The organism is Streptomyces hainanensis (assembly GCF_004348415.1).
GTDB lineage: Bacteria > Actinomycetota > Actinomycetes > Streptomycetales > Streptomycetaceae > Streptomyces > Streptomyces hainanensis.
Genome location: NZ_SMKI01000006.1, coordinates 1 through 26,002, shown reverse-complemented (window position 1 = coordinate 26,002; position 26,002 = coordinate 1). Strand labels below are relative to the sequence as shown.

19 protein-coding genes are annotated in these 26,002 nt (G+C 75.0%); 11 read left to right on the top strand and 8 right to left on the bottom strand.

All coding sequences use genetic code 11. The annotated features are described in order from the left end of the window. Positions 1-106 precede the first annotated feature (106 nt). Genes E1283_RS01180 through E1283_RS01170 form a run of 3 tightly spaced genes read left to right on the top strand, consistent with a single transcriptional unit; the run spans position 107 to position 4,917 of the window. The gene (locus tag E1283_RS01180) at positions 107-3,562 is read left to right on the top strand and encodes a CHAT domain-containing protein (protein ID WP_132815595.1); all 3,456 of its coding nucleotides are present in this window, start codon (positions 107-109) and stop codon (positions 3,560-3,562) included. Between the two features lie 24 nt (positions 3,563-3,586). After that, positions 3,587-4,261, top strand: coding sequence for a hypothetical protein (locus E1283_RS01175; protein ID WP_132815593.1), 675 nt, complete (start codon positions 3,587-3,589; stop codon positions 4,259-4,261). Then, positions 4,261-4,917 (top strand): RES family NAD+ phosphorylase, encoded by a 657-nt coding sequence (locus E1283_RS01170; protein WP_132815591.1) that lies wholly within the window; start codon positions 4,261-4,263, stop codon positions 4,915-4,917. Before E1283_RS01175 ends, E1283_RS01170 begins: the two co-directional genes overlap by 1 nt. A 22-nt stretch (positions 4,918-4,939) precedes the next feature. On the opposite strand, the gene E1283_RS01165 is transcribed toward E1283_RS01170, so the two are convergent. From E1283_RS01165 to E1283_RS01150, 4 genes are read right to left on the bottom strand one after another with little or no spacing between them, the layout of a single operon-like run. Beyond that, positions 4,940-5,569, bottom strand: a complete 630-nt coding sequence (locus tag E1283_RS01165) for an FHA domain-containing protein (RefSeq protein WP_132815589.1) — start codon at positions 5,567-5,569, stop codon at positions 4,940-4,942. Further along, positions 5,566-7,674 (bottom strand): AAA family ATPase, encoded by a 2,109-nt coding sequence (locus E1283_RS01160; RefSeq protein WP_132815587.1) that lies wholly within the window; start codon positions 7,672-7,674, stop codon positions 5,566-5,568. Before E1283_RS01160 ends, E1283_RS01165 begins: the two co-directional genes overlap by 4 nt. After that, positions 7,671-9,245, bottom strand: coding sequence for a hypothetical protein (locus tag E1283_RS01155; protein ID WP_132815585.1), 1,575 nt, complete (start codon positions 9,243-9,245; stop codon positions 7,671-7,673). The genes E1283_RS01160 and E1283_RS01155 overlap by 4 nt, the downstream gene beginning before the upstream one ends. After that, positions 9,242-11,590 (bottom strand): protein kinase domain-containing protein, encoded by a 2,349-nt coding sequence (locus E1283_RS01150; RefSeq protein ID WP_132815583.1) that lies wholly within the window; start codon positions 11,588-11,590, stop codon positions 9,242-9,244. The genes E1283_RS01155 and E1283_RS01150 overlap by 4 nt, the downstream gene beginning before the upstream one ends. A gap of 189 nt (positions 11,591-11,779) precedes the next feature. On the opposite strand from E1283_RS01150, the gene E1283_RS01145 reads away from it, so the two are divergent. Beyond that, a complete protein-coding gene (locus tag E1283_RS01145; protein ID WP_132815581.1) occupies positions 11,780-12,493 on the top strand; it encodes a 4Fe-4S cluster-binding domain-containing protein in 714 nt (237 codons plus the stop codon). Here the strand turns inward: E1283_RS01145 and E1283_RS01140 are convergent. Continuing rightward, positions 12,490-13,605: a macro domain-containing protein gene (locus E1283_RS01140; protein ID WP_243744523.1), complete on the bottom strand. Its 1,116-nt coding sequence runs from the start codon at positions 13,603-13,605 to the stop codon at positions 12,490-12,492. The genes E1283_RS01145 and E1283_RS01140 overlap by 4 nt on opposite strands. 339 nt (positions 13,606-13,944) lie before the next feature. Between E1283_RS01140 and E1283_RS36955 the strand changes: the two genes are divergently transcribed. Genes E1283_RS36955 through E1283_RS01125 form a run of 3 tightly spaced genes read left to right on the top strand, consistent with a single transcriptional unit; the run spans position 13,945 to position 16,799 of the window. Further along, positions 13,945-14,640, top strand: coding sequence for a hypothetical protein (locus tag E1283_RS36955; RefSeq protein ID WP_165955967.1), 696 nt, complete (start codon positions 13,945-13,947; stop codon positions 14,638-14,640). Between the two features lies 1 nt (position 14,641). Further along, entirely contained in the window at positions 14,642-15,421 is a 780-nt protein-coding gene (locus E1283_RS01130; protein WP_132815577.1) for a hypothetical protein, read from the top strand. Further along, the gene (locus E1283_RS01125) at positions 15,396-16,799 is read left to right on the top strand and encodes a hypothetical protein (protein ID WP_132815575.1); all 1,404 of its coding nucleotides are present in this window, start codon (positions 15,396-15,398) and stop codon (positions 16,797-16,799) included. Before E1283_RS01130 ends, E1283_RS01125 begins: the two co-directional genes overlap by 26 nt. 69 nt (positions 16,800-16,868) lie before the next feature. Here E1283_RS01125 and E1283_RS01120 read toward each other — a convergent pair whose 3' ends face one another. Further along, positions 16,869-17,786 (bottom strand): RICIN domain-containing protein, encoded by a 918-nt coding sequence (locus E1283_RS01120; protein WP_132815574.1) that lies wholly within the window; start codon positions 17,784-17,786, stop codon positions 16,869-16,871. A 315-nt stretch (positions 17,787-18,101) separates the two neighbouring features. Here E1283_RS01120 and E1283_RS01115 point away from each other — a divergent pair, with 315 nt between their 5' ends. Beyond that, the gene (locus E1283_RS01115) at positions 18,102-21,146 is read left to right on the top strand and encodes a 3-keto-alpha-glucoside-1,2-lyase-like domain-containing protein (RefSeq protein ID WP_132815573.1); all 3,045 of its coding nucleotides are present in this window, start codon (positions 18,102-18,104) and stop codon (positions 21,144-21,146) included. Between the two features lie 46 nt (positions 21,147-21,192). On the opposite strand, the gene E1283_RS01110 is transcribed toward E1283_RS01115, so the two are convergent. Beyond that, complete coding sequence (locus E1283_RS01110; RefSeq protein ID WP_243744522.1) at positions 21,193-21,831, bottom strand: CGNR zinc finger domain-containing protein; 639 nt, start codon at positions 21,829-21,831, stop codon at positions 21,193-21,195. Positions 21,832-21,916: 85 nt separating this feature from the next. On the opposite strand from E1283_RS01110, the gene E1283_RS01105 reads away from it, so the two are divergent. Beyond that, positions 21,917-22,684, top strand: a complete 768-nt coding sequence (locus E1283_RS01105; protein ID WP_132815569.1) for an MBL fold metallo-hydrolase — start codon at positions 21,917-21,919, stop codon at positions 22,682-22,684. 54 nt (positions 22,685-22,738) lie between these two features. Here E1283_RS01105 and E1283_RS01100 read toward each other — a convergent pair whose 3' ends face one another. After that, positions 22,739-23,734 carry an aldo/keto reductase gene (locus E1283_RS01100; RefSeq protein WP_132815567.1) on the bottom strand — a complete coding sequence of 332 codons (996 nt, stop codon included), beginning with the start codon at positions 23,732-23,734 and terminating at the stop codon, positions 22,739-22,741. Positions 23,735-23,861: 127 nt separating this feature from the next. On the opposite strand from E1283_RS01100, the gene E1283_RS01095 reads away from it, so the two are divergent. Continuing rightward, positions 23,862-24,704, top strand: a complete 843-nt coding sequence (locus tag E1283_RS01095; protein ID WP_132815565.1) for a helix-turn-helix domain-containing protein — start codon at positions 23,862-23,864, stop codon at positions 24,702-24,704. 181 nt (positions 24,705-24,885) lie between these two features. Beyond that, on the top strand, positions 24,886-26,002 hold a 1,117-nt coding region (locus tag E1283_RS01090; protein ID WP_165955966.1), incomplete at its 3' end, for a PLP-dependent cysteine synthase family protein.

Here is a 26,002-nt window from a genome sequence, read left to right as displayed (position 1 = left end):
TGGGCATAGACAGGTCATTTTCCGTCCGAACTCGCCGTCTCGGGTTCCTCCGTGGCCGACAACTCCCAAGATGAACGGGAGAGCACTGCCCGAAGGAGGAGGGGCCATGACGGGGGTCGAGGGAGCGCTGCGCCGGGCTGACGGGTTGTTGCCCTCCCTCGCGGCGATGTCGACATTGTCCGCGACGGAAGCGATGTCGCGGACGTCGCCGGCGTCCGGTGCCGACCCCCGGGTCCTGGACCGGACCATCCGGGAACTGGCGGAGGCCGAAGCGCGGCTGGCGCCGGGCGATCCGGAAGCGGCGACGCTCCGGTGCCGCCTCGGCTGCCTGCATGCCGTGCGCTACCTGCGGGGGGCGGACTCGGCCGGGGACCGGGAGGAGGGGATCCGGCTGCTGCGCGCCGTCCGCCCGACGGGCGCGGCAGCCGGACTCGGTTCCACGGACCGGCTACGGGCCGGACTCCTGCTGGCGCTGCTGCTGAGCCCGATGCCCCAGTGGGGGAAGAACGGCCAGCTGCCCGGCTTCGACCGGATCGTCGAGTGGTCGGTCCGCAACCCCCTGCACGACCCCCGCGTCATGGCCGAGATGGCCGAGGCGAAGGAGGTGCTGGTCGAGCTGCGGGCGACGCGGCCGCCCGACCCGTTGGATCGTGAACTGGCCGGGCTGGAGTCCGTGCTGACCATGTTCCACGGGATGGCGACCGGCGGGGACTACGGGGGGATGCTGGGCTTCTTCCAGCAGTTCATGGCGGGGCGGTCGGAGCCGATGCCCTACGCCGAGCAGTTGCGGGCGCTGACGCACACCGTGGGCGCCCTGCTCCCCGAGGTGCCCGTGCCGCCGAAGCCGCCGAAGAGCTCCGGGCCGGTGCCCGAGGAGAAGGTACGCAGGGAGACCGCGGCCATGTTGCTGGGGACCGAGCTCCAGGCCCCGGGAACCGTCGGTCCCGACCAGCTCGGCAGCCTCGCCGAACTGCTCACCACCGCACCAGGGTTCCCCACCGAGAGCGACGACGCCTCGGCGGACCTGCTGCTCGGCGGCCTCGGCAAGCTGCTCCTGGCACTGCGGACGGGGCAGGCCGACCTCGCCGTCGACAGCGTGGAACACCTGCGCGGGGCGGCCAGGGCCCTGCCGCCAGGCCACCAACTCCTGAAGCTGGCCACGACGGCGCTCAGCCTGTCCCCCACGGTCACCAGGGCCATCAGGGGCGGCAACCTCCAGAACATGGAGGCGGCGCTGCGGATGCTCGCCGAGCTCGTTCCCGAGCCGCTGAACGAGACGGCGGCGTTCTCCACCCCCACGGGGAGCCTCCTCCTGTCCACCAGGCTCTCGTATCTCGGCCTGCTGCTCGACCGGCTGAAGGACGACCCCGAGGAGTCGGAGGAACTCGACGGGGTGATCCGCGAGTTGGAGGGCCTGTCCCTGCGGTCGGGAATCCCCGGCGAGTTGTCCGCGCATCTCGGCTACCTGCTCGCGCTGGCCCATGTGGTGAGGTCCAGGAACCTCGGCCGGGTCGCGGACCTGCGGCGAGGCATCTCCCACTTCGAGAGGCTGGTGGAGGGCGACGACACGGTGCCACCCGCCCTGCGCCCGTTGCTGACGATGCTGCACCTCCCCATGTTGGCGCTCGCGGCGCGGCTGGAGCGGGATCCGGAACGGCTCGTCGGGGTCGTCGAACGCATCCGACCACGGCTCGACGGCACGTCGTTGGCCGCGAACCAGCGGGCCGTCACCAGTGCCTGCCTCGCTTTCGCCCTGTCGTCGGCCTACCAGCTGACCGGAGACCGGCTTCATCTCGACGACGCGATCGACGAGTTGGAGCGGGGCCGGGCGGCGCTCGCCGAGGGCGGCGACCTGTGGAGCACCGGCGAGGTGCTGTGGCGACTCGCGGAGGCGTACGGCACCCGCCACGATCCGGCGCTCGACGACGGGCGGCACGCGATCGCCACCGGCCTGGAGTCGCTGCGTGTCGTCGGCGAGGACGTGCTGATGCAGCTCGGGGCCGAGCACGGGCTCCAGGTGGCCAGGGCCGCCGCCGACCGGGCGTTGCGCGTCGCCGCCTGGGCGGTGGACGAGGGGGATGTCGAGGCGGCCGTGGCGGCACTGGAGGCCGGCCGCGCGCTGGTGCTGCGGGCCGCGGCCACCTCGTCGGGGGTTCCCGAGCAGCTGGCGGCCCTCGGCCACCGCGAACTGGCCGAGCAGTGGCGGGAGGCGTCGTCCGAGGAACCGGACCTGGCGATCCGATCGCTGCTCGCCGACCGTGAGGCCCACGCGGTCATCCCCGGCACCCTGCGCCGGCGGGCCCTGGAAGCGCTGCGCCGCGGCGGGGACGAGGGGCGGCCGCTGCTCGCGACGCCCGCGGTGCCCGAGCTGCTGGCCGGCCTCGCCGACTGCGGGGCCGACGCGCTCGTCTACCTGGTCCCCGGGGAGGGGGACGCGGACGGTACCGCGCTGGTGCTCGACCGGGCGGGCGGCGACCGGGTGCTGCGGCTGCCCGGGCTGAGCCGGATCGCCCGCGGCCCGCTGGAGGACTATCTGCGCGCCGGTGAACGCCGGTCGGCCCGGACGGGACCCGACGCCGAGGAACGGTGGGAGGCCGCGCTCGACGAGCTGTGCTCCTGGGCCGGGCGCGCCGTCGTCGGACCGCTGCTCGACCGGCTCGGGCGCCGGGACGCGCCGCCGCGCGTCGTCCTCGTCCCCTGCGGCAACCTCGGCGTGGTCCCCTGGCACGCGGCCCGACTCCCGTCCGGCTTCGCGCTCGGACGGGCCGTCTTCTCCTACGCGGCCTCCGGCGCCCAGTTCCTCGACGCGGCCCGCCGCAGGCGGCTGCCGCCCGGCGAGCGCCCGGTGCTGGTCGCCGACCCGCGGCTCGACCTGCTGTGGGCGTCCGAGGAGGTCACCACGCTGCGCGACACCTGCTACGAAGAGGCGCTGCTCTACGGGGAGTTCCTGGACGAGACGGTGCGGGTGCGGGGTCCGGGAACCCCGGACGAACTGCTCGACGTGCTGCCCGGCGGGCCGCGGGACCGGGCGGCCTCGCTGGTGCACATCACCTCGCACGGCTCGGCGGGCCCCCGGCCGACCGTCTCGGCGCTCAGCCTGGCGGCGCCGCCGGACGGTCCCGGCACGCTCACCGTCACCCGCATCCTGGACCGGCCCGGCGGCGCCGGCCCCGAGGAACCCGGGCCGCTGGTGGTGCTCAGCGCCTGCGAGACCGACCTGAGCCAGCGGGACCACGACGAGGCGCTCACCCTGACCACCGCGTTCGTGACCCGCGGCGCGGCGGACGCCGTCGGCACCCGGTGGGCGACCAGGGACGGGGCCTCGGCGCTGCTGATGGCGGTCTTCCACCACCGGCTGACGGCCGGCGCGCTGGCGCCGGCCGACGCGCTCCGCGCCGCCCAGCTGTGGATGCTCGACCCGGCGCGACAGGCCCCGCCTGGGCTGAGCCCGGAACTGCGGCGCGAGGCCCGACGACCGTCCCTCGGCCGGCTGGCGGCCTGGGCCGCCTTCATCCACCAGGGCAACCCCCGGCCGTTCGGCCCGACGACGGAAGAGGCGTGAGCAAGGCATGAGGAGGGCGCACCGATGAACGCCGACGACCTGCTGGATCTCGTCGACCGCCACGTGGACCTGATCCGCGCGGACCTGACGGCCGAACAGTTCGACACGTTCCTGGCCGCGATGCGGGCGTTGTTCGAGGCCGGAACGGACGGGCCCGCCGGGCGCCGCGCGCTGCTCCTGGTCCGGCGGGCGCTGATACCGCTGCCCTACGGGAACCCGGTGCGGGAACCCGCGGTCGACTCGCTGAAGCTGAGCGGGCCGGCGTCCGTGCTCGCCCCGGAGCGGGCTCGGGCGCTGTCGCCCCGGCTGGCGGCCCTGGTCGGGCACGGCGAGGACCCGGCCGCCCGGGAGATCCTGGCGGCGGCGCGGCGGCGGCTGCTCGCCGTGCCCTCGCGGTCCGCCGGCGAGCTCGACCCCCGGGTCGCCGACGACCCGCTGGCGGCGGGGCTGATCCGGCTGAACGACCCCGAGCGCGGCCCCCGTTACCCCGACTTCCAGTTCGACCCCGACGAGGGTGGCCCGTTCTCCGTGGTCACCAGGATCAACCGGCTGCTGCTGGCCGACGAGGACCCGTGGGGGGCGGCCGACTGGTGGCTGGGCGGCAACCGGTGGCTGGCGGACCCGCCGGCCAGCCTCATCGGGCGGGTGCCCGACGAACTGCTCACGGCCGCGGCCCTGGCGCTGGTGGAGGGGGACTGATGCCTGCCTTCCCACCGCCTTCGGCGCTGACCCCGCGACGGCTGGCCCTGGACGCCGACACCTCCCTGTGGCGCTGTCATCTCACCGTGCACCCGGCCACCGGCTTCAACCCGGTGGCGGCGCACCCGCACTTCGGGGGCAGCCGGTTCGACGGAACGGCCGACGACCCGTTCCCCTACCTCTATGTCGCCGAGGAGCCGGCCACCGCGCTGGCCGAGGTCTTCCTGCGCTCCCTGGAGTTCGACCCGCTCGCCAACGCCCGGCTGATCCCCCGGGCCCAGGCGTCCCGTTACTCGCTGTCCCGGCTGACGACCTCGGTGCCGATCGAGCTCATCACGCTGATCACCGAGGAGGATCTGGCCGCGGTCTTCCAGGACTCCTGGCTGCTGGAGACGGAGGGCGCCGGCTACGCGCAGACCCGGCACTGGGCGCAGGCGTTGCGCCGGGACGCCGACTGGGCGCAGGGGATGGTCTGGCAGTCCCGCCGCCACCGGCCGCGCCTGGCCTACGTGTTGTTCGGCGACCGCCGCGACGAGGCGGCGCTGAAGGCCGACCCGGAGCACTCCTTCGACCTGGGCACCGAGGCGGGGAGACGGGAGGCCAACCGGCTGCTGGCCGGCCTGCGGGCCGCGATCGCGCCGCCCGAACCGGGCTGAGCGCGGGGCGCGTTCGGCGGCCCTACGGCAGCGGGTGGTCGATCCGCACGGTGCCGCGGACCCGTTGGCCGAGCGCCAACTCGTCGCCGCCGCGCAGTGGTTGGCGGCCCGACGGCTCGACGCGGCGGCCGTTCACCCAGGTGCCGTTGAGGCTGCCGGCCGACTCCTCGGCCACCCAGGCGGTGCCGTCCCGCGCCACCGTGATGGTGGCGTGCCGGCGGGAGACGCCCGCCGAGTCGCCGAGCGCGGCGGCGGTCGCCGGCGCCCACTCCGGGTCGCGGCCGAGCCGCAGCGGCCGGCCGGGGCCGGCCGTCAGCCGCAGGCAGGGGGTGTCGAGTAGCAGCACGAGGTGGGTGCGGGGGCTCAGGCAGGAAGGGCAGTCCGGGGTGGCGTCCGGAACCGGCTCGCCGCAGTTCCAGCAGCGGGCCCGGGCCTCGGCGGCGTCCGTGGTCCGCGCGGTCGGCTCGGGCGGCGGCTCGGTCGCCGTCGGCGGTACCGGTTCCGGTGCGGCCCCGTCGTCCCGGTCCCGGTTCTGGTTCTGGTCCCTGTTCTGGTCGCGGTTCTGGTCGCGGCCGTCCGGGTCGTCCCAGTCGTTCCAGTCGTTCCAGTCGTTCCAGTCGTCGGTGCCACCGAGGTCGTCGAGGTCGCTCACGATCCGGTGCCCCACTCGGCGGGCCGGCTGATGCCGAGGTCGAGGCGCACGGTGCCGTCCGGGTCCTCGGCGACCGCCTCGACGGTGACCACGCTCTCCTCGGGCAGCGGCCCCTCCTCGAAGAGGGCCCGCGCCAGCGGGTTGATCAGCGCCGTCTCCAGGGCGTTGCCGATGCCACGGCCGCCGTTGTCCAGGTCGGCGGTGCAGCGCTCCGCCAGCCGCTCGGTGGCCTCCTCGGTCAGCCGCAGGTGCAACCGCTGGTCCTGCCGCATCAGCGAGCGGATGTTGTCCACCTGCAGGTCGAAGATGGACCGCGCCACCTCGGCGCCGATGAAGTCGAAGACCACGATGTTCCCGCCCAGCCGGTTCATCAGCTCCGGCCTGCCCACCACCTCGACGAAGTGCCGCTCCACCTGGTCGCGCACGGTGGCCGCGAGTTCCTGGTAGTCGGTGCCTGGCTCGACCACCCGCCGCTTCAGCCCGGTCGCCGGGTCCTCCGTCATCACCCCGAGGTTGGAGGTGAAGATCAGCACGCACTCGCTGAAGTACGTGGTGATGCCCTGGCCGTCGGTGAGCCGGCCGTCCTCCAGCACCTGGAGGAACTTGTCGAGGACGCCCTTGTCCGCCTTCTCGATCTCGTCGAACAACACCACCCGGAAGGGGTCGGTGCGCACCGCGCTGGTCAGCTCGCCGCCCGCCTCGTAGCCGACGTAGCCGGGCGGCGCGCCCACCAGCCGGTCGGCGGAGTGCGGCGCGGAGAACTCGCTCATGTCGAAGCGGAGATACGCGTCCTCCCGCCCGAAGAGCACGGTGGCCACCGACTTGGCCAGCTCGGTCTTGCCGGTCCCGGTGGGCCCGGCGAAGAACAGCACGCCGCGCGGCCGGTGGCCGGGGTGCGCCGCCTGGGCCCCGGAGAGGCCGAGGGCGGCGCGCTTGAGGATGTCCATGGTCTTGCCGATCGCCGGTGCCTGGCCCTTGACCCGGGCGCGGATGAACGCCTCGCCCTCCCGGATCTGGTTCCTGATGTGCCCCCGGCGCCACGGGTTGTCCTCGACGCCGAGCCGGTAGATGCGGACGGCGTCCGGCATCCGGCCGAACGGCAGCCGCCGGTCGGCGGCCAGCCGGACGGCATCCCGCATGGCGCGCAGCGTGAGCCCGCCGGCGGCCCTGGCGAACTCCCGCGTCTCCCGGTCGTCCAGCTCGGCGGCGGGCGGCCGCTCGCCGTCCTTCAGCAGCGAGAGGACGCCTCCCGGCGGTCCCGCCGCCGACCCCGACACCGACCCCGCTGTCGACCCCAACACCGACGGCGGCGGCGTCGAGGACGGGGCCGGGGGCGGGGCGTACTCGGCGGCCTGGAGGCGGGCCATCCGCCGGCGGTCCTCCATGTCCGGCAGCGGAACGCCGATGGTGCGGATCCGGTCGCTGCCGGAGACCAGCCAGGTGGGCAGGTCGCGTTCGCCGTCCGCCAGCCAGACGATCGGGTTGAACAGGGTGCGTCCGGTGCGGTGGTGGAGGATCGGCTCCACGTCGTTGGCCAGCTTCAGGCAGCCGAGGAAGAAGTCGCGCTCCCGCTCGCTGAGCCGGTTCACCTCGGTGGGGATGCGCGCCGCGTAGTCGATCAGCAGGGCCAGCCGCTGCGGGTGCTCCTGTTCGAGCGGCCCCGCGCCGAACTCGGCCCGGTCCGCGCCGGGTCGGGGCCGTTGCGCGGGTTCGAGCCCGGTGGCGACGGCCCGCAGCAGCGGTTCGAGGTCGAGCAGCGCGGGCGGGTCGGCCCGGAGCAGCCGACCGCGGAAGCGGCGGCCGACCGTGCCCCGGCCGAGCAGCCGTTCGACGTGGGGCAGGGCGTCGGCGGGGTGCACGGTGAAGCCGTCCACCACGTCGTAGCGCACCAGGGCGTCGAAGCCGCGGAGCCGCAGGGTGTGCCAGACGAGGCCGGCCAGGCTGAAGTAGCGGTCCTGGCCGTGCCGGCTGACGAGGTAGTCGTCGCGGATGTTGCCGTGCAGGACGTACTGCGCGTGCACGCTCAGGGTGCCGGCCAGTTCCTGGGCGAAGGGCGGGATGGTGAGGCCGGCCGGCCCCTCGGTGCCCGGCGGGTGCGAGGTCACGGGCGTCGCTCCCCCGGGTGGTGCCGGCGGGCCTGGGGCTCCTGGTCGTCCGGGCGCCGGTCGGTGGCGGGGGCGTGGCTCCGACGGGTGTCGGCGGCGATCAGGCTCTCGTCGAAGACGAGGTCGAGCGAGAGCCCGGCCTCGGCGGCGGTCTCCACGAGGCGGGCGAGGTGACGACCGGCCTCGTGGCAACGGCGCCGGTCCAGCTCCCTGGCCGCCCTGGTGTCCTCGTGCGCGGCCCTGGCCCGGTGGACGGTCTGGACCCGCAGCGTGCCCTGCCGGTCCAGGGCGAGGCGCAGCCAGTGCTCGGTTCCCCAGCCTGGCGGCACCCACTCGATGTGCTCGACGCCCGGCGCGGCCTGGCGGACCGTGAGCGCGTCGCCGGCGGCCGCGGTCGCCAGTTCCCGGCGCAACAGCTCGGCGACGTAGAGGCGTTGGAGCGCCTCGTGGCGGGCGGCGACCCGGGCGCTGATCTCCGCCCGCCGCCTGGGGTCGGGGGGTTCGCCCGTCGCCAGCACCCTTTCCAGCGCGGCGAGTTCCGGGCCCGCCTCGGGCCACGGGTCGACGCCCTCGGGCAACGGCTGCCGGAGGAAGCGCAGTTGCTGGGCCGCCCACTCCGTGGTCTCCCGCCGGTCGGCCGCCCGCCAGTTGGCGGTGAAGGCCAGCTCGCGGGCCTCGGACAGATGGCGCGCCGCGGCGGCCGGTCGCGATCCGGCCAGCTCCACGGCGTGCGCGACCGCCTGCTGGACGGCGACGCACTCGGCCACCGGGACGGCCGGGTCGAGACCGGCGAGCAGCTCGGCGCCGAGCTCGGTGGCCGGCTCCTCGCCGAACGCGCCGGCGTCCGGCAACGGCGTGGTGTAGGCGGGCAGCGCGGCGGCGGCCGCCGTCTCGGTGTCGGCCTCGGCGTAGCCGGCCAGCACGCGCTCGCGGCGGGCCCTGAGGCGGTCCGCCCGGCGGGCGGCCGCCTCGTCCCGGTCCCCCAGGACGGCGGCCGCGGCGGCCATGGCGCGCCTGGCGAGCTCGGCCTCCAGCAGCCGGACGGCCCGGTCGGTGTCGGCGAGCCACCGGTGCACCTGCGCCAGGCCGAGCCCCACCGGGTCGAGGGCGGGCGGCGGTTCGGGCAGCGGCGCCGGGCCGGGGCCGCCCGCGGGCCCCGGGCCGCCGGCCGGCCCTTCGCGGTCGATCCGGGCACGCAGCGCGTCGATCCTGGCGTTGGCCCGGCACACCGCGAAGGCGGCGTCCCGCCAGAGTTCCCGCGACCGCCTGGCCCGGCGCAGCTCCTCGCCCCGCAGGCACTGGGCGTCGGCGGCCCTGACGGCCGCGTTGGCCAGCAGCCGGGTGCCGGCCAGGGCGGCCCGGCCGGCGAGCAGCGCGCCGCTGAGCGCCCCGAGGCCGAGCACCGCCGTGCCGAGCACGTCGAGCAGCTGGTCGGTGACCACGTCCGCGGACGGCAGGTCGACGGACGGCAGGTCGAGTGAGGGCAGGTCGAGTGAGGGCAGGCTGTAGCTGGGAAACGAGACGTCGGGCGCGACGAACGTCACCTCGGGAACCGCGTATCCGCTGCTCATGGGGTCTCTCCAGTCGGGCTGTCCCGGCGGTCGCCGAGCGGTGGGCCGAGCGGTCGGCCGAGGGGCGCGCCCGGCCGTCGGGCGGGCGACGTCCGGTGGCGCCGCCAGGTCCACCAGGCCACCGCGAGCACGGTCCCCAACGGCCAGAGCCAGGCGGCGAGGAGCAGGGTGGCCAGGAGCAGGCCGACCACGGCCGCGACGGCCACGGTGCCGAGCACCCGGTGCCTGAGCACGGGCCTGGCGGCCCGCCCTGCCTGGTGGATCACCAGCCCGGCCAGCGAGCGTTCCGGGTGGTAGAAGAGGTAGCCGATGCGGTGGGCGGCCCAGAGCTCCAGGGCGAGCGTCGCCGCGGCGGCCGGCACCGCGTAGCTCCAGGCGGTGGCCACCGTGGTCTGGGGGGCCAGGCTCACGACGTCGGCGAGGCCGACCAGGAAGATCCAGGGCACGGTCACGGCGAGGGCGCCGCCGACCGCCCAGGCCAGCGTGGCGGGCAGTTCCTGAACGGTGAGCCAGGCCGCGGCCGCGTCGAGCCGGCGCGCCTCCCGCTCCAGGTTCCGGTGGACGCGGAGCCGTTGGGCGTCCTCGTCCGCGAGGCCGGCGAGCCGTTCGGCGAGCAGCAGCCGCAGCGGATCGCGCCGGTCGCTCGTCAACCAGCCGTACCAGTCGACGGGTTCGGGCAGCGACCGCAGCCGCCGGGAGGCCTGTTCGGCCAGCAGCGCGCGGCACCGTTCGGGGGCGGCGGCGATGTGCAGCAGTTGGGGCAGGAGGGGGCCTTCGACGGCGGTGAGCGCCGGGTGGTCGCGGAGCCGTCGCCGCAGCGCGGGGAACTCGGCGCACAGCGCGTCGACGGTCGGCCGCCAGCGCTGCCGCGCCGCCCCCCAGTCGCGGTGGATCGCGGCCAGCCCCTCGCCGCCGGGCCGGGTGGCGAGCAGCGGCAGGATCTCGTGCCGGGCCAGCTCCTCGACGACGGCGAACGCCCGCTCGTCGTGCACGGCCCTGGCCGCCAGGTCGGCCAGCCCGTGGGCCGGGTCGACCGGCTCGCCGCGGTAGGACGGTTCGAGCGGCGGGGCGAGCCAGGAGAGCAGCCGCACCAGGACGGCCGGCCCCGGGCGGCGCCCGAGCAGCCCGACCAGCGCGGCGAGTTCCTCCCTGGCGGCCTCGTCGTAGCGGGGGGCGGCCGCGAACTGCCGTAACCAGTCGGCGAACGCGCCGCGGCCACGGCCGTGGGCCAGGGCGCGCTCCAGCTGCGCCCAGTAGCCGTCGAAGGCCATGCCGAGCCGCACCGGGTCGGTGAACTCCTGCCCCATGAAGGGGAACGGCGTGACGTCCGCGCCCTCGGGGGGAGCGGGCGACGGCCAGTCGGCCGGGGCGACCGGCGGCGCGCCGCCCGCCAGCCACTCCGCGACCTGTGCCGAGCCCCACCGCAGGTCCGGGTCGCGGGTGAGCAGCCCCCGGCAGAGCGCGCGCAGCCGGGGGTCCTCGACCAGGGACAGGTCGGGCGGCCCCGAGGACAGTTCGAGGTCCACGTAGCCCGAGTGGCTGTGCCGGATGGGGTGTCGGCCGCCGGCCAGCTCGGCGGTGATCATCCCGAGGGCCCACCAGTCGGCCTGCGGGTGGATCATCTGCCGGCGCGCCACGGCCTGCGGGGAGAGGTAGAGCGGGGTGCCCACCCAGGCGTCCCGGTCGGCGAGCCGTTCCTCGGGGGCGTACGCGGCGACGGAGAAGTCGACGAGGGTCAGCTCCGGGTCCGCCGGGTCGAGGGAGCCGAGCACGATGTTGGCCGGGCTGACGTCGCGGTGCACGATGCCCAGCCGGTGCACGGCCGTCAGCGCGGCGTGCAGCTGCGTGACGACGGCCCTCACCACCACCGGGTCGGCGGGTCCCGGGTGGTCGAGCCGGTACCGGGCGAGGTCGGTGTCCCCGTAGGACGGCGCGATCTCGTAGGGGTGCCCGTCGATCCGGCCCGTCTCGGTCAACCGGACGACGTGCGGGAGCTGCCGGGTGCGCAGGAGCTCACGGACCCGGGGGTGGGGGGCCCGGCCGCGGTCGTACCACTTGACGACGTGGCTCCCCGCGTCGTCCCGCACCCGGTAGACGGCGGCCTGGTCGGGGCGTTCGGGGCGGCGCAGCAGTTCACGGAGCCGGAACCGGGCCCGCAGCGGTGGCGGGAGCCGGGACGTGTCGCCCCGGCCGCCGCCGGTCGTGGTCCCGGTTTCCGTCTCGGTGGCGGGTACGCCGCCCGGTGCCGCCACCGTCGGCTCGTACTCCGTGGGCGGCGGCGGTTGCCGCGGCTCTCCCGGCCCGCGCGGCCCGCCGTCCGCCGCCGACCCTTCGGGATCGGTCATGAGCGATCACCGTAATTCCCTCGGAAATAAGCGAATTGAATTCTACCGAGCCCGACTGTGCCGCGAATGGCGCTTCCTGGTTCACCTCCGGGTTTTGTCCGGGCGGAAACCGTCGGATTTCTGGGCGGGCCCGGATGGTTATCGCGGCGGCCGGGCACCGTTACCGCGATCCGAGAGGGAGGGAAGCCGATGGTGGAGGAAACGCCGGACGGCGATGGTGTCGGCACGTCAGGGGTGGAGGTGCGGATCAGCGGCACGCACTTCCCGGTGACGACGCTGGGCCCTGGCCGGCGGCTCGGCATCTGGTTCCAGGGCTGCCCGCTGGCCTGCCCCGGCTGCATGTCGCGGCACACCTGGGACCCGGGCGGCGGGCGTGGGGCCGGCCTGGGCGAGTTGCTCGACCGGTGGCGGGCCGCGCTGGACGCCGGCGCCGAAGGGCTCACCGTCAGCGGCGGCGAGCCACTGGCCCAGGCCGCGGCCCTCTCGGCGCTGCTCGAGGGTGCCCGGGCGGTGGGGCGGGAGGCGGCCGCCGGGGGCCGGCCCGTCGACATCCTCGTCTACACCGGCCACACCGACGCCGAGTTGGTGGCCGCGCCCCGGCTGTGGGAGGCCCTGCGGCACGCGGACGCCGTGGTCACCGGCCGCTACGTCGCCGCCGAGCCGACGGACCTGGTCTGGCGCGGCTCGGCCAACCAGCGGCTGCGCCCGCTGACGGAGCTCGGCCGGCGGCGGTACGGGCCGCATCTGGAGCGCGCCGCCACCGGCGACACGCTCCAGGTGGTGGGGTCGGCGGCCGGCGGCGTCCTGCTGTACGGGGTGCCGCGGCGCGGCGAGCTGGCCGAGCTCGAACGCCGGTCGCGGGCCGCCGGCATCCGCCTGTCGGACCCGAGTTGGCGCCCCTAGGCCCCGTCCGGGTCGGGCCGCGGCGGGTCGAGGTCGGCGATGGCCTCGGCGGTGGTCCGGTTCTTGACCACCATGTGCACGGTCCAGTCGGGGTCGCGGAGCAGCTCCTCGTGCACCGCCCAGCCGATCCAGCTGGCACTGACCTCGGGTGCGAGCCGGGCCCGCCCGGCGCCCATCAGCGGGAAGCAGATCGAGGACAGCGGCGGGTCGAACGCCTCGCGCTCGGCCCTGGCCAGCGCGAACGCCTCGCGCACCGCCCTGGCGATGTCCCCCGGCGCGACCTCGTAGCCGTCCCGGTCGGCGAACGGCACGGCGACGGCCGCGTGGTAGACCCGGCGGATGCCGTGCGCCCGCATGGCCCCCGAGGAGGTGGCCGCGACCGTGCCGGGGCGGACCGGCAGCCCGGGCCGGCCGTGTTCCCGCACCCAGGCGGCGAGTTCGTCGGCGAGCACGTCGTCCACCAGCTGGCCGGCGGCGTCCCGGACGGCGCCGGCCCGGCGCAGGGCCCCGGAGAGCGTGGGCCCGAAGGTCCTGGCCATCTCCAGGTAGACGTTCTCCGAGGAGACCAGGATGTCGATGTTCCGCAGCAGGTCGACCGGGGAGACGTGCAGCACGAAGGGCGCCGGCGCGTCCGCGAGGGTGGTCTCGATCCGGGTGGGCGGCGCCTGGTCGCCCCGCGCCCGGGCTGGGCCCCGGGCGGCGGCCGGGGAGGCCGGGGAGGCCGGCGCCCGGTCGCCGACCCGGCCGGCCGCCCGGCGGCCGGACTCCCGGCACAACGCCAGGACGGCCTCGGCGAGTTGGTCGAGGACCTGGCCCTCCTGCCGTTTGCGGAACGTCTCGGTGCTGACGCCGTACACCAGGGCCGCGGCCTTGCGGCGGTCCTGCGCCGCGGCGCCCCGGCCACCGGGGACGAGACCGAAGCTCCGGGCCGCGGCGAGACCCAGCGTGTCGCGTTCGCCGAGCCGCTGCACGGCCTGCCTGAGCAGCGCCTCGACGCCGGCCGGCACGTCGTCGGAGCCGGCACAGAAGCCGCAGGCGAGCGCGGCCCTCCGCAGGGCGGGCAGCGGAACGGTACGCAGCCCGGCGAGACCGGGACGGCGTAATGATCGCAAATCTCCGACGAGTTCGGCGTGTGAGGGCCAACTCGCCGCGATATCCGCACCCATATGGACAACAGTAGACGTTGCGTCCACCCCGCAAGGAGACTTCGGACGATCTCCTCTCGCTCACCGCGCTCCCGCGCCGCGCGATCCGGTGCCCCGCGCGGGCGGGTTCCGGGTGAACGCGGGTCGTTTTCCGGGGCCTTCGGTCTCCTTTCCACCGCGACTCGCCGACGCCTGCTAATGCTTTCGGTAAGGAAACGCGTCGACCCCGAATTCATCGGGCCGGAACGCGAAGGGGATCGCCACGCGCAGTCGGTCGGAAGGACCGAGACGGAGGAATGAGCGAGCGTGATCAGAACAGAGAACGTCAACCGCGTCGTTCGGAACGCGGTGCCGCCGCGGACCGCGCTCTGGGGAGCGCGGATCCGCGGCAGGAGGGACGGCCGCCAGGGCCTGCCGCACGTGCCACCGCCCACGGAGGCGATCGACCAGAGAGCGGTCGTGACCGCGTTCGTCCGGGAGCAGCGGGCCACCGCCGACCGGGCCGTCGAGCAGTTGCGCTCCCGGATGCTCGACCGCGAGCGGCGGCTCATCACCGACATCAGGCGCGAGGCCGTGAGCGTGGTGAGGCGGTACGACGGTCTGGGGCGACCGGCGCCCGCCGCGCTGGCCGGGTTCGGCGAGCGGGTGGGCGAGTGGCGCGCCAAGGCCGACGTCTGCCGCTGCCGGGCCGTCGCCGTCACGGCGGTGATCGACCAACTGATCTGCTGCTACTGGGACGCGGTACGGCGACACCACCGGGACATCCCCGATCCCGCGCCCGCGCACCTGGCGCACTGGGCGCCGGCGCGCCTCGAACTCGACGCGTCCTGGCGGGAGTCGGACAGCTGGCTGATCGAGCCGACCGCCGTCGAGTTCTCCAGGACGGCCCGGGCGCTGGCGATCCTGGACGCCAGGCCCAAGCACAAGCACAAGTCCGAGGCCGAGCCCGAGTCCGAGCCCGAGTCCGAGTCCGAGGCCGACCGGCCGCGAGAGGAGCGATGAGATGGCACACCACACCGGGCCCCTGGCCCGCGGCCGCCGGACGACGCTGCCGGCCGCGGCACTGGCCGCGGCGCTGACCGCCGGTGCCACCGGCTGCGGCGCCGTCGGCCAGGCGCTGGGCACCAGCGTCGACCGCTACTCGGCGGCCTGCGCCCTGCTGGTCGACGGCTCGGGCTCCGGGGTCCCGGCCCCGGAGGGATTCGACGCGGAGGCCAAGCTGCACTCCACGCTGCCCGACTTCCTCCAGGACCTCGACTGCCGCACGCTGGCCTTCGCGCCCATCACCGGCGCGTCCCAGTTCTCGTCGTGCCAGGCCGAGGGCGTCGACCTGGACCCCGACGCCGACTCCACGCTCGACCGGGACGACGTGCGGGCCGCCCAGCGGGCCGTCGCCGAGGGCGTCGCCACCGAACTCCTCGACTGCGCGCGGACGACCGAGTCGGGCTCCGACGTGCTCGGCGCGCTGAGCCGCGTCGCGGACTCCGCCCCGGAGGACGGCGAGGCGTTCCACATCCTGGTGGTCAGCGACTTCATCCAGTCCAACCTGGAACCCGGCCTGACCGAGCAGGACCTGACGACGCCGGAGTCCCGCGCGGCGCTCATCGACCTGCTCGCCGAGCAGGGGCGGGTGCCCTCGCTCGCGGACGCCGTCGTCTACCCGGCCGGCTACGGCATGTGGTTCAGCCGCGATCCCGAGGACTACGCGGACTTCGACGCGTTCTGGACCGAGTTGCTCGAAGGGCGGGCGGACGCCGATGTCGACGACGCATACCGGCGCTGACGACGGCCGCCGGCGGATACCGCGGCCCGGCCGCCGGGCCGCCGCCGCGGCGGCGCCGCGGAACGCGCCGCGGCCCCGGCGGCGGAACCGGTCCGGCCACGAGGAGGAGCTGCGGCAGGCGCGCTCGGCGCTGCTCGCACGCTGCCGCCGGGCGGGGCGGCGGGCGGCCCGGCGCGGGGTCTTCGACGCCTGGGTGCTGGAGGGCGAAGGACTGCCGTCGTGGCTGGCCGCGCTCGCCGCGGAACGCGACGAGCTCCGGCACCGGCTGGACAGCGAGGCCGCCGTCGAGCGGTCGGCGGCCGTCCGGTCGGCGGCCCAGGCACAGGCGGAGGCGGACGCGGCCGAGGCGGCGCTGCGGCACAGCGGGGAGGCCAGGGCGGAACGGTCCGACCACCTCGACATCACCCGGGCGCAACTCGACCGGCTGGCCGAGCAGGCCGCACGCCGACGGCAGCTCAGGGACACGGTGGCGCACTGGGTGGAACGGCGTCCCGGCGGGGCCGCCCAGGCGGCCCCCGACGCGGATCCGCTCCCCGAGCCCGCCGCCCGCCCGGCGGCCGATCCGGCACGCTGGGAGGGCGCGAGCGCCACGGGCATCTCCCGGCGCGGCACGCTGGCCCTGCTGTGCTGCCTGACGCTGGTCGAACTCCCCATCTACTGGACCTCGTTCCAGCGCGTCCACGGCACCGGCGACCCGTCGGCCAACCTCCTCACCGCGACCTTCACCGTCGCCGTGGGGATCGTCATGGTCAGCGTCCCGCACGTGCTGGGCCGCCTGCTGCGGACGCTCCCCGCCACGGGCGCGCCCCGGCTGCTGGCCCTGCCTGCCCTGGTGCTGCTCGGCGCCTGGGTCCACGCCTGCTGGGTGCTCGGCGGGCTGCGGGCGAGCCTGCTGGCCGAGGATCGCGCCCTGCTCACCAACCCCGACCAGGCGCGCTACCTGGACCCGGGGATGGCGGACGCGGGCAGCGTCCTCGACCAGATCGGCATGGGCGAGCAGACGATGAGCCTGATGTTCACCGCGCTGCTCCTGCTCTCCGGCGGGGTGGCCTTCCTGCTCGGGCTCGCCGTGGCGCACCCGTATCTGGCGGCCTACCGGGCCACCTCGCGGGAGCGGGAGCGGCTCATGGCGGCGGAGCGGGAGTCCACCCTGGCCGCGCGGCGGGCCGGCCAGCGGGCCGCCGCCCACCCCGCCGAGGCCCAGGCGTACGACGACGCGCTGAAGGCGGCGCAGAGCGAGGTGGACGAGCGGTACGAGGCAGCGGCCCACGCCTATCTGGACGGCGTCGCCGCCGCCGCACGCGATCCCGCGGTGACGGAGGCCGCCATGCGGCTGTCCGGCCAGTGGCCCCTGCTGCCGCGGTCCACCGGCACCTGAGCACCGGCGCCCGGACACCGGCGCCCACGACGCCCACGACGCCCGTGTCGTGGGCGCCCGGCCGTCCGGCTACGCCCGTTCCACGCTGAAGATCTGGCGGTCCGCGCCGCCGCAGATCCACTGCCTGATGTTCGCGCCCGCCTCGTGGACGCCGCCCTCCACGTCCACGCAGAGGTCGCTGTGGGTGGAGACCAGGGTGTAGGCGTTCAGGCCCTGCTGCCGCTCGACGCTCCAGACCTGGGACGCGGAGCCGTTGCACTCCGCCATCTCGACGTTCGCGCCCGTCTGGCCCGAACCGCCCGCCGTGTCCACGCAGTTGCCGCGGGAGGACAGGGTGTACTCGCTCGCCCACTCGTTCCAGTGGAAGGTGAACTCCTGGGCCGGGGCCCCGTTGCACCCCCACAGGCGGACGTTGGCGCCGGGCTCGGTCGACCCGTTGACCACGTCCAGGCACAGGTCGCCTCCGGCGGCGACCAGCCGGTAGGTGCCGCCGTCCTGGAACCGCGTCGTGGGCCCCCCGAACGGCGGCGTCACCTGCGGTTCTTCGGCCGCCTCGTCCTCCGCCTCCGGCTCGTCGGGCTCCTGGGCCGGGTCGGACTCCGGGGGCGCCGGATCGGCCTCCGCTTCCTGCTCCGCCTCCGACTCCGGCTCCCGCTGCTCCTCGGGCTCGGCCTCCGCGTCGGCCGCCGGCTCCGGCTCGGGCTCGGTTTCCGCCCCGGCCTCCGGCTCGGGGACCGGATCCGGCTCGGCCTCGGGCGGCGGCTCGACGGCGGGGGCCGCGGCGGAGCCGTCGCCCGACAGCGGCGGAACGCCGGCCAGCCACCACGACGTGCCGAGGATGCCCGCCAGGCCGATCCCCAGCACGGAGAGCAACGCCCGCCGCCCGGGGACGACTCCACGGCGCGCGACGGCCGGGTCGCGGGCGAAGGCGGCGGTGAACCGGGTGGCCGGCGACCGGTCCCGGCGGTTCGAGGGCGGTTGCTTCATGGTCAGGCCTCCGGCCTCGGTCTCGCGACGGCCCTCGGGCCCTTCGGCCGGTCGTGGGCGACCGCCCCTTCCCCTGTTCCACGCGCGGGACGGCCGGCGAGTTCACCGCGCGACGACTTCCTTCGCGCCCGCGCGCACTTCTTCGTCCGAGTGGCAGAAGACGGGCCGACCGCCCCGAATCTTCCGGCTGTCGGGCGAGTCCGTTTCAACCGACCACGCCAGAAGCATGGACACGTCAACACGAAGTCCCTAGTCTCTCCGGCGCCGAGCCTGGGCTCCAGGCTCTGTCCCGCTCCACTCGCGTCAGGAGGAGCAATGGTCAAACCGTCGACCCACCGCCGGTTCCATCGAAGACTCCGCGGCCGCCTCGGGACGTTGCTGGCCGTGACCCTGCTTGCCGGGGCCGGCTGGGCGGCGCCCGCCGCGGGCCAGGAGGCCCGGGCCGCCGACGAACCACCGCCCCAGGAACCCGGGGTGACCCTGCGCACCTACGACGTACAGGTGCCGCTGGAGGAGATCTGCACGCTCAAGCCGGGTCAGACGCCGAACGTCGACCGGCTGATGCCCACCATCGACTGGACCACGGCCGACCAGTTCGGCTTCGAGAACCGCTTCGTGACCCACGCGATCGCCAACATCGACGTGCCGCAGGACGGCACCTACACCTTCCGCCTCACCAGCGACGACGGCTCACGGCTCTTCGTGGACGACCAGCAGGTCATCGACCACGACGGGCTGCACGGCGCGACGTCCAAGGACGGCTCGGTGGAGCTGACGGCCGGTTACCACGCGCTGTTCGTCGAGTACTTCGAGCGTGACGGCGAGCAGCAGCTCACGCTCTCCTGGCGGCCGCCGGGCGCGAGCGACTTCTCCGTCGTGCCGAACTCCGTGCTGAGCACGGACGCCGGCGTCGTGCGCGTCACCGCTCCCGGCCGCAAGGAGTGCGAGGGCAGTTTCGACTCGCCGGGCGACGGCCTGCCCCTCACCGAGGTGCACCCCGACTACGAGCTGACCGACCTCCGGCCCGAGGGGTTCGAGCCGCAGGTCACCGCGATGGAGTGGCTGCCGGACGGCCGTCTGGCGGTCGCCACCTGGGGCGGGGGCGGCTCACCGAACCAGCAGCCCACCGACGGCGAGGTCTACCTGCTGGACAACGTGACCGGCGACACCGGTCCCGGGCAGGTGACCGCGGTCAGGGTGGCGGAGGGACTGCGGGAACCGCAGGGCCTGAAGTACGTCGAGGGCTCCCTGTACGTCTCGCAGAAGCACGAGCTGACCGAACTGGTGGACCTCGACGGCGACGAGGTCATCGACGAGTACCGGACGGTGGCCACCTGGCCGTGGGGCGGCAACTTCCACGAGTTCGCCTTCGGCCTGCTCTACCGGGACGGCTACTTCTACCTGAACCTGTCCGTCGCCATCGACCTCGGCGGCGCCACGACCAACCCGCAGCCCGCCGAGAACCGCGGCACCACGATCAGGGTGAACCGCGAGACCGGCGAGGTCGGTTACGTCGCGGGCGGCCTGCGCACCCCCAACGGCATCGGCTGGGGCCCCGAGGGCGAGCTGTTCGTCACGGACAACCAGGGCGGCTGGCTGCCCTCGTCCAAACTCGTCCAGGTCGACCAGGGCGACTTCTTCAACCACTACACCAACCCCGCGGGCCCCTTCGACGACCAGCCCGTCACCCAGCCGGTGCTGTGGCTGCCGCAGAACGAGATCGCCAACTCCCCGAGCACGCCGCTCACCCTCCAGGAGGGCACGTTCGCCGGGCAGATGCTCTTCGGCGACGTCACCTACGGCGGCATCCAACGGGCGTACCTGGAGCAGGTCGACGGCGCCTACCAGGGCGCGGTCTTCCGCTTCACGCAGGGCCTGGAGGCCGGCGTCAACCGGCTCAGCGTGGGCCCGGACGGCGCCCTCTACGCCGGCGGCATCGGCGCGGGCGGCAACTGGGGCCAGGAGGGGAAGCTGACCTTCGGCCTGCAGAAGCTGACGGAGACCGGGGACGACGCCTTCGACATGCTGGCCATGCGCGCCACGAGCGGCGGCTTCGAGGTGGAGTACACCAAGCCGCTCTCCCAGGAGACGGTGGACGCGCTGGCCGCCGGCTACCGCGTCGAACAGTGGCGCTACCTGCCGACCGCCCAGTACGGCGGGCCGAAGGTCGACGAGGAGACCCTGACGGTGCGTTCGGCTTCCGTCTCCGCCGACGGCAGGACGGTCACCCTGGACATCCCGGGCCTGAAGCCGGGACACGTGGTCCACCTCCGCTCGCCCCGCCCGTTCACCGACGTGAGCGGCCAGGAGCTGTGGAACACCGAGGCCTGGTACACCCTCAACCGGATCCCCGGGGTGCCGGAGTCCGCCCCGTCGTCGTACGAGGCGGAGGAGGCGCGGCTCGCGGGCGGGGCGCGGCTCGCCGACGACCACGACGCGTACTCGGGGCGCGGCTTCGTCGCCGGCTACGGCACCGAGGGCGCCAGCACGACCTTCACCGTGGACGCCGCCAGGGGCGGCCCGCACGACGTCGGGCTGCGCTACTCCAACGGCCCCGACCCCTTCACCGGCACCAAGACGCTGAGCGTCTACGTCAACGGGCGGCGGGTGGGACAGACGAACCTGCTGTCCACCGGCACCTGGGAGCAGTGGTCCACCCAGAGCGAGCGGCTGAACCTGCGCCGTGGCAGCAACACCATCACCTATGTCCACGAACCCGACGACACCGGGCACGTCAACCTCGACCTGCTCACCGTCCACCGGTCGGGCAGCCCCGTCACGCTCTTCGACGGCGTCGACCGGTCCGCGTTCCAGCACGGCGACGGCCGCATGGTGGAGTGGCCGCTGGTCGACGACGAGGCGATGGAGGTGTGCTGCGGCGACATCCGCACCAAGCAGGCGTTCCAGGACTTCCGGCTGCGTCTGGAGTTCTGGCTGCCCGAACTGCCACCGGACGTGACCGGGCAGGACCGCGCCAACAGCGGCGTCTACCTCCAGGACCGCTACGAGATCCAGGTCCTGGACTCCTACGGCGTCGACGCGCTGGCCGCCAACGAGGCGGCGGCCATCTACGAACAGCGGGCCGCGGACGTCAACGCGGCGCGCCCGCCGGAGACCTGGCAGACGTACGACATCACCTTCCGCGCCGCCCGCTTCGACGCCGACGGCGTCAAGACGGCGGACGCCCGCGTCACGGTCGTGTGGAACGGCGTCACCGTCCACGACGACGTGGCGCTGACAGGACCGACGGGAGGAGGCGCCCCCGAGGGCCCGACGGCCGGCCCGATCCGGTTGCAGGACCACGGCAACGCGGTCCGCTACCGCGACATCTCCATCCAGCCGCTGCGCACCCGCGGTTGAGACCGGGGTCGACGGGCGGCGCGCGGCCGCCCGTCGACCTCGGCGGTCATCCGGATCCCGGCCCGCCGTGGGGGGCCTCGGCGTCGCCGTTGCCGGTGCGGCGGGCGTAGGCGCGGGCCGCGCGGGCGCGGTCGCCGCAGCGGACCGAGCACCAGTGGCGGCGGCCGGCGCGGAGCAGGTAGCGGTCGCAGGGGGTGGAGGGGCACGCCGTCAGCCGTTCGGCGTCGGGGCCGGTGAGCAGGTCGGCGGCGTTGGCCGCGAGGATGCCGAGGGCCTGGTCGACGATCTGGTCGACGGGGTGCGGGGCGGTGCGGTACGGGCCGCGGACGCGATCCCAGCCCAGCGGGGCGGCGGTGGGAACCCGGGTGAGGGCGTCGTTGACGGCGGTCAGCGCGGCGCCGGGGGGCGGCTGCCCGTCGACGAGGGCGGCGAAGAGGGCGCGCACCTGGTCGCGCAGCGCGCGCATGCGCGCCGCACAGATCTCCCGCAGTTCGGCGTCCTCGGGGGCGAGTGCGCGGTCGACCAGCCACCGGCCGGCGGCGGACGGCTCGCCCAGCAGGTCGAGGCGTTGGCCGCCGGGCAGGACGACGGCGCTGTTGGCGAGGTCGAGCGCGGGATACCGGTCGGCCCCCGGCGCCGGCGGAAGCCCCGGGTTCCTCGGCTCGGCGTCCGCGCTCCCACTCACGGACCTCACGGTACAGCTTGCCTTCATCCGTGACCAACTCTATTCTCACGGATGCCAGCGAACCCATCCGTGAGGAGATGTCGACATGGCAGCATCCGACCCGTCCAACCGAGAGGTGACCGTCAGGGTCTTCGGCGGTCCGACGGCGCTCATCCGGTACGGCGGACTGCACTTCCTGACCGACCCGACCTTCGACCCGCCTGGCGGCTACCCCTCGGGGCTCACCAAGACGGCGCCCGCCGCCATCACCCCCGCCGAACTCGACCGGGTCGACGTGGTGCTCCTGTCGCACGACGAGCACGACGACAACCTCGACACCGCGGGCCGCGCCCTGCTCGCCGACGTCCCCCTGATCCTGACCACGCCCGGCGGCGCGGTCCGCCTGGGCGGCACCGCCCGGCCCCTGAAGGACTGGGAGTCCGTCGAGCTGTGCTGCCCGGAGGCCGGCACGATCACCGTCACCGGCGTTCCCGCGCTGCACGGCCCGGGAGCGCGCGAGGACCTCGAACCGGTCGTCGGCGAGGTCGTCGGCTTCGTCCTGACCGCCGACGGCCTGCCCACCGTCTACGTCAGCGGCGACAACGCCCAGCTCGGCCCGGTCCGCGAGATCGCCGACCGCTTCGGCCCCGTGGACACCGCCGTCCTGTTCGCCGGCGCCGTCCGCACGCCGCTCCTCGACGGGCAGCTGCTCACCCTGGACAGCGCCCAGGCCGCCGAGGCCGCCCGCGTCCTGGGAGCCCGCCGCGTCGTCCCCGTCCACTTCGACAGCTGGGCCCACTTCACCGAGGGCCGCGAGCGGCTGGTGGACGCCTTCACCGCCGCGGGCCTGATCGATCGCGTGGAACTGGCCTGACCGGACACCCCCCGGCCGCCGCGGTGGGCCGGTGGCCCACCGCGGCGGCCGGGTTCAGTTCCCCACGCCGAGACCCGACATGAACGCGGACGGGTACCGGTCGCCGCGTGCCGCGCCCGGCGGCACCGCCCGTTCGATCTCGGCGAGGTCGTCCGCGGTGAGGCGCAGCTCCGTCGCGGGCAGCGCCTCGGCCAGCCGCTCCCGGGTGCGGGCGCCGACCAGGGGCACGACGTCCTCGCCCCGGGCGGCCACCCAGGCGATGGCCAGCTGGGCGACGGTGCGTCCCCTGGCCTCGGCGACCCGGCGCAGGGCCTCCACGAGGGCGAGGTTGTGTGCCACGTTCCCGCCGGAGAACCGGGGACTGTGGCCGCGGCTGTCGCCGGGGGCGGCGCGGTGCCCGGCCGTCCAGTGCCCGGAGATGAGGCCGCGGCCGAGGACGCCGTACGCGGTCAGGCCGATGCCGAGCTCCCGCAGCGTGGGCAGCACCTCCGCCTCCACCGCGCGGGAGATCAGCGAGTACTCGATCTGCAGGTCGGCGACCGGGTGCACGGCGTGCGCGCGGCGGATCGTCGCCGCGTCGACCTCCGAGAGGCCGAGGTGCCGCACGTACCCGGCGTCGATCAGCTCCTTGATCGCGCCGACCGTCTCCTCGATCGGCACGGCCGGGTCCAGCCGGGCCGGACGGTAGACGTCGACGTGGTCGGTGCCCAGCCGCGTCAACGAGTAGGCCAGGAAGTTCTTCACCGCCTCGGGACGGCCGTCGTGCCCGCCGAACTCCGGGCCCGGCCCCCGCAACATGCCGAACTTGACGCTCAGCAGGTAGTCGTCCCGGTCCCGGCCGCGCAGCGCCTCGGCGAGCAGCAACTCGTTGTGGCCCATGGCGTAGAAGTCGCCGGTGTCGATCAGCGTGACGCCGGCGTCCAACGCCGCGCGCACGGTGGCGACGCTCTCCGCGCGGTCGGCCTCGCCGTAGGCGCCCGACATGCCCATCGCGCCCAGGCCGAGGGCTGAGACGGCCGGTCCCGCACTGCCCAGGGTTCGCGTCCGCATCGTGTTCTCCTTCGTCGTCGGCGTGCCGCCCACCCTGCGCCCGCGCCACGGGGCGCGGGAGCGGAGCGTTCATCGTGGGAGCGACGCTCCCTGGCTCGGCCCGCCGGCCGCGAGGGACCATGGGGGCATGCAACGTGAGCAGCTCGCCGACTTCCTGCGGCGCCGCCGCGCGGCGATCCGCCCGGCCGAGGTCGGCGTCTCCGCCGGCGCCCGTCGCCGCATCGCCGGCCTGCGCCGGGAGGAGGTGGCCATGCTCGCCGGCATGTCGGTGGACTACGTCGTGCGCCTCGAACAGGGCCGCAGCAGCCAGCCCTCGGCCCAACTGCTCGGCGCGCTGGCCCGGGCGCTGCGGCTCTCCGAGGACGAGCGCGACCACCTGTTCCACCTGGCGGGCCACCGGCCCCCGCCCGCCGACGGGGCGGCCCGCCTGGCCCGCGCCGGCCTGGTGCGCATGCTCGACCTGCTCGGCGGCACCCCGGCCCTCGTGCTGTCCGACCTGGGCGAGATCCTCGCCCAGAACCGGGCGGCCATCCTGCTGACCGGCGACCACACCGGCTTCTCGGGCGACCGGCGCCACGTCGTGTTCCGCTGGTTCACCGACCCCGCCGCCCGCGCCGTCTGCCCGCCCGAGGAGCGGGAACACCACGCCCGCCAGCTGGTGGCCGACCTGCGAGCGGCCGCCGGCCGCCGCTCGGGCGACCCCGCGGTCGCCGGGCTCGTCGACCGGTTGCGGGCCGCGAGCGCCGACTTCCGCCGGCTCTGGGAAGAGCACGAGGTGGCGGTCCGGCGCGCCGACCGCAAGACCTTCCTGCACCCGCGGGTGGGCCGCCTGCTCATGGACTGCGAGACCCTGGTCACCCCCGACCAGGGGCAGCAGCTGCTGGTCCTCACCCCGGCGGACGCCGAGACCCGCGAGCGGCTGGAGCTGCTGCGCGTGCTGGGCGTCGAAGAGTTCCCCACCTTCAGGTGAACCACGGGCACGGGCACGGGCACGGGAACGGGCACACGGCCGGTTGGGCCGGAACGGTGAACCCACCACGCACCGGGAGTGCGTGCCGGCCGCCCCTCGTCGCACCGCCGCATCATGGGCGGGCGCGTGCGGCCGGTCCGGTGGCACCGATCGAGCCGGCCGGAGGTCAGGGATGACGTTGGTGGAGAGCGCCACGGAGCAGCGGCGGGTGGAGGGCGACGACGAGTCGGACGTCTACCCGGACGACCGTGGCTGGGTGATCGACTGCGTCCAGCGGATCCGCGGCGACCTCGCGCCCGAGGAGACGGCGATCACGGAGATCCCGCTCCCGTCGAAGCTGACCGGGCTGCGGCTGTACGTCAAGCGGGAGGCCGACCAGCCCTCCGGCAGCCACAAGCACCGGCTGGCCGCCGCGCTGCTCCTCCACGCCCTCGCCAGCGGCTGGCTCGTCAAGGGCCGCCCCGTGGTGGAGGCGTCCAGCGGCTCGACCGCCATCTCCGAGGCCTGGTACTGCCGGAAACTCGGCATCCCCTTCTACGCGGTGGTCCCCGACACCACCGCCACCGAGAAGAAGAAGGCCATCACGGACCTCGGCGGCAACGTCGTCCCCGTCTCGGGCGACATCGTCACCTACGCCCGCCGGGTCGCCGACCGCTTCGGCGGCCACTTCATGGACCAGTTCACCTACGCCGAACGCGCCTACGACTGGCGCGGCGACGAGGGACTCGCCCCCGAACTCCTGCGCGCCGTACCCGACCTGGACTGGTTCGTGATGGGCGCCGGCACCGGCGGCACCACCACCTCCGTCGCCCGCCACGCCCGCTACACCGGCAGCGGCCTGAAGGTGTGCGTGCCCGACCCCGAGCACTCCGCGTACTTCGACGGCTGGTTCTGGCGCGACCCCACCGTCACCGACAAGGGCTCCCACATCGAGGGCATCGGCCGCCCCCGCGTCGAACCCTCCTTCGTCCCCACCACCGTCAACCGCATGATCCGCGTCCACGACGCCGCGTCCGTCGCCACCATGCGTGTCCTCGCCGCCGGCGACTGGAACATCGCGCCGGGACCCTCCACCGGCACCGGCGTCTTCGGCGCCATCCGCGTCCTCCTCGGCATGCGCGAACAGGGCCGGACCGGCAAGGTCGCCACCGTGCTGTGCGACCCCGCCGACCGCTACACCCACGAGTACTACGACGACGACTGGCTGAAGGAGCAGGGCATCGACCACCGGCCGTGGATGCCCACCATCGAGAACTTCCTCCGCACCGGCGACTGGACCCCGCCGGAGACCTTCCGCC

Bases quoted from the DNA above. Each gene is read 5' to 3' on its own strand.
- E1283_RS01170 (WP_132815591.1), top strand. From the start codon at position 4,261: ATGCCTGCCTTCCCACCGCCTTCGGCGCTGACCCCGCGACGGCTGGCC.
- E1283_RS01095 (WP_132815565.1), top strand. From the start codon at position 23,862: ATGCAACGTGAGCAGCTCGCCGACTTCCTGCGGCGCCGCCGCGCGGCG.
- E1283_RS01100 (WP_132815567.1), bottom strand. From the start codon at position 23,734: ATGCGGACGCGAACCCTGGGCAGTGCGGGACCGGCCGTCTCAGCCCTC.
- E1283_RS01145 (WP_132815581.1), top strand. From the start codon at position 11,780: ATGGTGGAGGAAACGCCGGACGGCGATGGTGTCGGCACGTCAGGGGTG.
- E1283_RS01125 (WP_132815575.1), top strand. From the start codon at position 15,396: ATGTCGACGACGCATACCGGCGCTGACGACGGCCGCCGGCGGATACCG.
- E1283_RS01130 (WP_132815577.1), top strand. From the start codon at position 14,642: ATGGCACACCACACCGGGCCCCTGGCCCGCGGCCGCCGGACGACGCTG.
- E1283_RS01150 (WP_132815583.1), bottom strand. From the start codon at position 11,590: ATGACCGATCCCGAAGGGTCGGCGGCGGACGGCGGGCCGCGCGGGCCG.
- E1283_RS01180 (WP_132815595.1), top strand. From the start codon at position 107: ATGACGGGGGTCGAGGGAGCGCTGCGCCGGGCTGACGGGTTGTTGCCC.
- E1283_RS01155 (WP_132815585.1), bottom strand. From the start codon at position 9,245: ATGAGCAGCGGATACGCGGTTCCCGAGGTGACGTTCGTCGCGCCCGAC.
- E1283_RS01115 (WP_132815573.1), top strand. From the start codon at position 18,102: ATGGTCAAACCGTCGACCCACCGCCGGTTCCATCGAAGACTCCGCGGC.
- E1283_RS01120 (WP_132815574.1), bottom strand. From the start codon at position 17,786: ATGAAGCAACCGCCCTCGAACCGCCGGGACCGGTCGCCGGCCACCCGG.
- E1283_RS01105 (WP_132815569.1), top strand. From the start codon at position 21,917: ATGGCAGCATCCGACCCGTCCAACCGAGAGGTGACCGTCAGGGTCTTC.
- E1283_RS01175 (WP_132815593.1), top strand. From the start codon at position 3,587: ATGAACGCCGACGACCTGCTGGATCTCGTCGACCGCCACGTGGACCTG.